General features: G+C 71.6%; 3 protein-coding genes. All 3 read left to right on the top strand.

The window, feature by feature from the left end; translation table 11 throughout:
* The first annotated feature begins 92 nt into the window (after positions 1-92).
* Positions 93-509 carry a hypothetical protein gene (locus tag RIN80_RS25155; protein WP_309097933.1) on the top strand — a complete coding sequence of 139 codons (417 nt, stop codon included), beginning with the start codon at positions 93-95 and terminating at the stop codon, positions 507-509.
* Between the two features lie 60 nt (positions 510-569).
* Positions 570-2,606: a flotillin family protein gene (locus tag RIN80_RS25150; RefSeq protein WP_309097932.1), complete on the top strand. Its 2,037-nt coding sequence runs from the start codon at positions 570-572 to the stop codon at positions 2,604-2,606.
* A gap of 79 nt (positions 2,607-2,685) precedes the next feature.
* Positions 2,686-7,516 (top strand): DNA repair ATPase (locus RIN80_RS25145; RefSeq protein ID WP_309097931.1); only part of this gene is annotated, 4,831 nt, incomplete at its 3' end.

Genomic DNA, 7,516 nt, shown 5'->3' with positions numbered 1-7,516 from the left:
GGCACCGGCAGGTGTCCGGCACCGGAACCCTGAGCGAGCGGTGCTCCGCCGACGCGCTTGACGGGCAGTGTGGACGAGACAGGGGGTACGGCATGCGGACGTTGCTGTCGGTCGTCACCGGCCCGCCCACGATCCTTCTGACCGCCGCCCTCGTCGTGCTGCTGTGCTTCTGGCTCCTCGTCGCCGCGGGTCTCACCTCGGTCGGCACCTTCGACGCGGACGCCAACGTCCGGGCTTGGGGCATGGGCGGCGTACCCGTGGCGGTGGCCGTCACCTTGCTGACGGCCGTGGCCTGGTTCCTCAGCGTCGGGGGCGTCCTCCTGCTGGCCGTGTGCGCGCCGCCGTGTGCCGTCACCGGGCTGCTGCGCATGGTCCTGCCCGTCGCCGCCCTGCCCGTCGCATGGCGACTGACCTGCCTGTTCGTGCGTCCCCTGCACCGGCTCTTCCCCGACGAACCCGGCCTGCCCGGTCGCGGCCGGGCAGGCGATCACGTGGACCACGCCTCCTGAGCAGTACCCCCGTCGGCCCCCTCACGCTTCGTTTTCCTTCACGCCTCAAGGACGTATGCCATGAATGTCATCCTCCTGGGCGCCGGCGTGCTCGTCGCCGTCGCCCTGCTCGCCGTACTGCTCGTCTCCCTGCTGTTCCGCAAGGTGGAGCAGGGCAAGGCGCTGATCGTCTCCAAGCTGCGGAAGGTCGACGTGACCTTCACCGGGCAGGTCGTGCTGCCCGTGCTGCACAAGGCCGAGGTGATGGACATCTCGGTGAAGGCCATCGAGATCACCCGGACCGGCAAGGACGGTCTGATCTGCCAGGACAACATCCGGGCCGACATCCGCATCACGTTCTTCGTCAAGGTCAACAAGACCGTCGAGGACGTCATCAAGGTCGCGCAGGCCGTCGGCACCGCACGGGCGAGCGACCGGGACACGCTGCAGGAACTGTTCCACGCCAAGTTCTCCGAGGCGCTGAAGACCGTCGGAAAGCAGCTGGACTTCACCGACCTGTACACCAAGCGCGAGGAGCTGCGTTACCGCATCATCGAAGTCATCGGCGTCGACCTCAACGGCTACCACCTGGAGGACGCGGCGATCGACTACCTGGAGCAGACGCCGGTCGCCCAGCTCGACCCGTCCAACGTCCTCGACGCCCAGGGCATCCGCAAGATCACCGAGCTGACGGTCATGGAGCACGTGCGCACCAACGAGGCGCAGCGCACGGAGGAGAAGGAGATCACGCGGCAGAACGTCGACGCACGTGAGGCCATCCTGGAGCTGGAGCGCCGGCAGGCCGACGCCGAGACCAAGCAGAGGCGGGAGATCGCCACCGTCCGGGCCCGGGAAGAGGCCGAGACGGCGCGGGTGGTGGAGGAGGAGCGGCTGCGGGCCCAGGGAGCCTTCCTGGCCACCGAGGAGAAGCTCGGGGTGCAGCGTGAGAACCAGGCCCGCGAGGTCGCCGTCGCCGCGAAGAACCGCGAGCGGGTCATCGCCATCGAGAACGAGCGCATCGAGAAGGACCGGCTCCTCGAAGTCATCGGCCGGGAACGCGAGACGCAGCTGACCCGGATCGCCGCCGAGAAGGAGGTCGAGGCGGAGCGGCGGGACATCGCCGAGGTCATTCGTGAGCGCGTCGCCGTGGACCGCACGGTCGCCGAGCAGGAGGAGTCCATCAAGAAGCTGCGGGCCGTGGAGGAGGCGGAGCGGCAGCGGCAGACCGTGATCATCGCCGCCGAAGCCGAAGCGCAGGAGAAGCTGGTCAAGGACATCAAGGCCGCCGAAGCCGCCGAGCAGGCCGCCACCCACCGCGCGGCCGAGGAACTGACCCTCGCGGAGGCCCGGTTGAAGACGGCCGACCTCGACGCCCGGGCCAAGCTCCGCCTCGCCGAGGGCATCCAGGCCGAGGCCGCCGCCGAAGGGCTCGCCGCCGTCCAGGTCCGCGACAAGGAAGCCGACGTCATCGAGAAGGCCGGCCGGGCTGAGGCCGCCGCCACCGAGGCCCGGCTGCGGGCAGAGGCCGAAGGCGCGCAGGCCCAGGCCTTGGCGGAGGCCGCGGCCATCGGCGAGAAGCTCAAGGCCGAGGCCGAGGGCCTGACCCAGAAGGCCGCAGCCATGGCCGCCCTCGACGACGCCTCGCGCGGGCACGAGGAGTACCGGCTGCGCGTGCAGGCGGACAAGGAGATCCGCCTTGCGGGCCTCGACGTGCAGCGGCAGGTCGCCGAGGCGCAGGCCACGGTGCTCGCCACCGGGTTGGAGAGCGCCGACATCAACATCGTCGGCGGCGAGTCGGTCTTCTTCGACCGGCTGATGTCCTCGATCGCACTCGGCAAGGGCGTCGACGGGTTCGTCCAGCACTCCGAGACAGCGCAGGCCCTTGCCCGGCCCTGGCTGGAGGGCACCTCCAGCTTCACCGACGACCTGGGCCGCATCCTCGCCTCGGTCACCACGGCCGATGTGCAGAACCTGACGGTCTCGGCGCTGCTGATGAAGCTGATGAAGACCGGCGGGGCCGACGCGGGGCAGCTCCAGCAGCTGCTCGACAAGGCCGGCGAGCTGGGTCTGGCGGACAGGCCGCTCACCACCCTGAACGGCAGTGCCGCCCACGCCTGACCCGCCCCTTCGGTCCGGAGCCGCCGCGCAGGGGACGGCGGCTCCGGACCACGTTCCCCGACTTCCCGAGAGGCATGCCATGACGACCGTCCCGGACGCCGGCACGTACGACCCCGTGGACAGGGGCACGTACGAGGTGCTGCGCGACCGCCTCACCGCCCGGGCCGCCGAGCTGGCCCGGCGCGCCGAGGCGCTCAACGCCCGCCGGATCGAGGAGTTCGGCTCGACGCGGTTCGGGCTCGCCGGCACGAGGCGACTGCGCACCGAGCACGCGGCAGTTCCCCGGGACGTCGTCGCGGTGGGTGAGGTGCTGCTGTTCAGCTGCAACGCAGTCCCGAGCCGGGAGGCCGACACACGCGTCGGCGACGTCCTGGCCCTGTACGACCGCGACCTGGAACGGCTGCCCGACGACGCCGTCCCCGGCCTGCTCGACGACGCCGCCTTCGTCCGCGAGTTCACCGCCCTGCACCGCTATTACCGCCACGCCCGCCTGCTCCGGCTCCGGCGCACCGAGAGCAAGTTGCTCGCCGTGTTCCAGACCGGTGAGACGGCGGACGACACGCGGGTGCTGCGCTGGGCCCTGGCCGACGGCGGACAGGCCACCTTCCTCGACGCGCGGGGCGATCGCGACCACGTCCTGCCCCCGTCCCACGACGTCGAATGGGTCGACAGCACGCGCGCGGATCACGTCCTCGGACGGCACCCGCTCGTCTCCATCCACGGCGAGGTGTTCGTCTCCACGGTCGGCGGCGTGCTGACCGTCAAGGCCGACGACGACACCGAGACGGCAGAAGGCCTCTACACCGAGCCCGTCGACGAGCCGCTTCAGTCCCTCGCGGACGCGGACATCGCGTACGCGCGCGTGGGCGCCCTGATCCTCCTGCGCGTGCGCCCCTACAAGGAGGACACCGACCGTCACCTGGTGTTCAACACCCTCACCAGAACAGTCGTCCGCCTCGACGGCATCGGCCGGGCGTGCCGCCGCCTGCCCGAGGACCAGGGAATCGTCTTCCCCGGCGGCTACTGCCTGGCCACCGGCAGCCACAAGGCGTACGAATTCGACACCACAGGCCTTGAGTTCGATCGGGAGATCCGCTCTCCGAACGGCGAAGACGTGCTCTACGCCTTCCGCGCACGCGTGGAGGGCCGCACCCTCCTTCTGCCGTACAACACGATCCGCAAGGAGATGGCCATCCCCCTCCCCTGCCAGGGCTGGGCGCTCTTCGACGACGGCGCGCTCGCGGTCCTGAGGGCTGACGCCGGGGAGCCGCAGCGCGTCCACCCCGTGCAGCTGTGGAACTCCCCGTACGTCTCGGACACCCACGCCGCCGCCCAGCCGGCCGGCACCGGCCCCCTGGCACGCATCGGCAACGCCGACCTCGTGCGTGGCATCTCCGACTGCCTCTCCGTCACGGGCGCCGTCGCCGACACGACACCCACGACCGAGGTGTACGAGGCACTCCTGGCCGCCTGCGCCCGGGTGGCGGACACGCACCACTGGCTGGACGACCCCGAACTCGGCGACCTCCACACACCACTGGCCCAACTGCGCGACACGGCACAGCAGGTCCTGGCCGAGTTCGAGACGGTCCAGGCCCTCACCCGGCAGGCCGAAGACGCGCTCGCCGAAGCCGCCGCGCGGGCCACCGAGGTCGTACGACGGCTGCGGGGCGAAGCCCCACGCGGCGCGGCAGGCTGGGTGACCGGTTTGACCGAGCTGCGCCGCGCGCAGGGCCATCTGCTCACCCTCAAGGACATGCGGTACGCGGACACCGCCCACATCGACGAACTGGCCGCCGCCGCCGAGTCCGACCTCGTCGCCTTCGGCCGGCGTGCCGTGGCGCATCTCGCCGGCGAGGACGCCTTCGCCGACCACCACGCGCAGGTCGAGCGGCTCGTCGCCGACGCCGAGGCGATCGCCACCGTGGCCGAGGCGGCGCCCGTCGCAGCCCGCACGGACGAACTCGCCGACGTGCTGCGCACGGTGACCGAGGTCGTCGCCGGTCTCGACATCGCCGACGCCACCGTCCGCACCGCGATCCTGGAGCGCATCGCCGAGGTCCTCGGCGGCGTCAACCGTGCCCGCGCCGCCCTGCGGGGCCGTCGCCGCGAGCTCCTCGACCGGGAGGGACGGGCCGAGTTCTCCGCCGAACTCGCCCTGCTGGGCCAGTCCGTCACCGGCGCGCTCGCCGCCGCCGACAGCCCGGAGGCGTGCGACGAGCAACTCGCCCGCCTGCTGGTACAGGTGGAGAACCTGGAGTCCCGGTTCGCCGAGTTCGACGACTTCCTCACCCTCCTCGCCGACAAGCGCGACGAGATCCACGAGGCGTTCTCCGCCCGCAAGCAGACCCTCGCCGACGCCCGCGCCCGCCGCGCCGAACGCCTGGCCGACTCGGCGGCCCGCATCCTGCGGACCGTCGCCCGCCGGGCAGCCGCCCAGCCGGACACGGACGCCGTCACCACGTACTTCACCTCCGACCCGATGCCCGCCAAGGTCCGCCGCATCGCCGACGAACTGCGCGACCTCGGCGACCAAGTGAGAGCCGAGGAACTCGACGGCCGCCTCACAGCCGCCCGCCAGGAGGCGCTGCGAGCCCTGCGCGACCGTACCGACCTCTACACCGACGGCGGCCGCACGATCCGCCTCGGCACCCACAGCTTCGCCGTCAACACCCAGCCTCTCGACCTCACCCTCGTCCCGCACGGCGACACCCTCGCCTTCGCCCTGACCGGCACCGACTACCGCTCCCCGGTCACGGACCCCGACTTCACCGCCACCCGCCCGTACTGGGAGCGCCCCCTGCCCTCGGAGTCACCCGAGGTCTACCGGGCCGAGCACCTCGCCGCCCGCCTGCTGGACGAACACGGTCCCCAGGCGCTGGCGCGGGCCGACCTGCCGGCCCTCGTGCGGCAGGCCGCCGAAGCGGCGTACGACGAGGGCTACGAGCGCGGGGTCCACGACCACGACGCGACAGCGATCCTCACCGCGCTCCTGCGCCTGCACGAGGGCGCCGGGCCGCTGCGCCACGAGCCGGCCGCGCGAGCGGCCGCCCAGATGTTCTGGGCGCACGGCACGACGGACGAGGAACGCCAGAGCTGGACCCGGCGCGCGGTGTCCCTCGCCCGGGCCCGGGACACCTTCGGCCCGGCACCCGCGATCGCCGACCTGCAACGGGAGCTGGCGGCCGTAGCGGGCGGAGAAGCGGCGGCCACGTACCTCTTCGAAGAGCTGACCAGCGGCCCGCCCGGCTTCGTCATCAGCGCCGGCACCCGCACCCTGCTGGACAGGTTCCGCCGCACCGTGGGCACCTCGGCCTACGACGACGACCTCACCGCCCTCACCGACCCGGCCGCCCGCGAGCAACTGGTCGAGGCATGGCTGACGGCGTACACCGCCGCCACCGGCACCGACCTCACCCCAGGCGACCTCGCCGAGGCGGTGGCCGCCGAACTCTGCCCCGGCCTGCCCCGTTACGAGTCCGACGCGCCGCTCACACAGACCCTCACGGGCCTGCTCGGCACCCACCCCCGCATCACCGGCCGCGCCCTCACGATCCGCGTCGACGAACTCCTCGCCCGCACACGCCGTTTCCGCGCCCACGACGTACCCGGCCACCGCGCCTACCAGCAGCGCCGCACAGCCCTGGTGGACGCCGAACGTGCCCGTCTCCGCCTGGGCGAGTACCGGCCGCGCGTGATGTCGGCGTTCGTGCGCAGCAGACTCATCGACGAGGTGTACCTGCCACTCATCGGCGACAGCCTCGCCAAGCAGCTCGGCACCACGGGCGAGTCCAAGCGCACCGACTCCGGTGGCCTGCTCCTGCTCATCTCCCCGCCCGGCTACGGCAAAACGACCCTCATGGAGTACGTCGCCGACCGGCTCGGCATGATCCTGGTCAAGGTCGACGGCCCGGCACTCGGCCACACCGTCACCTCGCTCGACCCGGCCGAGGCCCCGAACGCCACCGCCCGCCAAGAGGTCGAGAAGATCAACTTCGCGCTGGCGGCGGGCAACAACACCCTCCTCTACCTGGACGACATCCAGCACACCTCGCCCGAACTGCTCCAGAAGTTCATCCCCCTCTGCGACGCCACCCGCCGCATCGAGGGCGTGCGGGACGGCCAACCGCGCACCTACGACCTACGCGGCAAACGCTTCGCCGTCTGCATGGCCGGCAACCCCTACACCGAGTCCGGCAGCCGCTTCCAGGTGCCCGACATGCTCGCCAACCGCGCCGACGTGTGGAACCTCGGTGACGTCCTGACCGGCAAGGACGACGTCTTCGCGCTCAGCTTCATCGAGAACGCCCTCACCGCCAACCCGGTCCTCGCTCCGCTCTCCGGCCGCGACCGCGCCGACCTCGACCTGCTGATCCGCCTCGCGCAGCGCGACCCGGCGGCGCGAGCGGACCGCCTGACGCATCCATACGGGTCTGTGGAGCTGGAGCGAATCCTGGCCGTACTGCGTCACCTGCTCACCGCCCGGGAGACGGTCCTGGCCGTGAACGCCGCCTACATCGCCTCGGCAGCACAGTCGGACACGACCCGCACGGAACCACCCTTCCGGCTCCAGGGCTCCTACCGCACCATGAACAAGATCGCCCAGCGCGTCCAACCCGTCATGAACGACGACGAGCTGGCCTCACTGATCGATGACCAGTACCGCGCCGAGGCCCAGACCCTCACCAGCGATGCCGAGGCCAATCTCCTCAAGCTGGCCGAGCTGCGCGGCACGCTCAACGCCGAGCAGTCGGCCCGATGGACCGAATTGAAGGCGGCCCATGTTCGAGCCCAGTCCCTCGGCGGACCCGAGGACGACCACATCACCCGGGCCGTCTCCGCCCTCGGTCTTCTGGCCGACCGGATCGCAGCCGTCGAGTCGGCGATCAACCGGGCGAGCGACCCACGAC

This window comes from Streptomyces sp. (genome assembly GCF_031181705.1).
Lineage (GTDB): Bacteria > Actinomycetota > Actinomycetes > Streptomycetales > Streptomycetaceae > Streptomyces.
Note: the sequence above shows the minus strand (reverse complement) of the source record. Positions and strands in the feature narration are given on the sequence as shown.

Bases quoted from the DNA above. Each gene is read 5' to 3' on its own strand.
- RIN80_RS25155 (WP_309097933.1), top strand. From the start codon at position 93: ATGCGGACGTTGCTGTCGGTCGTCACCGGCCCGCCCACGATCCTTCTG.
- RIN80_RS25150 (WP_309097932.1), top strand. From the start codon at position 570: ATGAATGTCATCCTCCTGGGCGCCGGCGTGCTCGTCGCCGTCGCCCTG.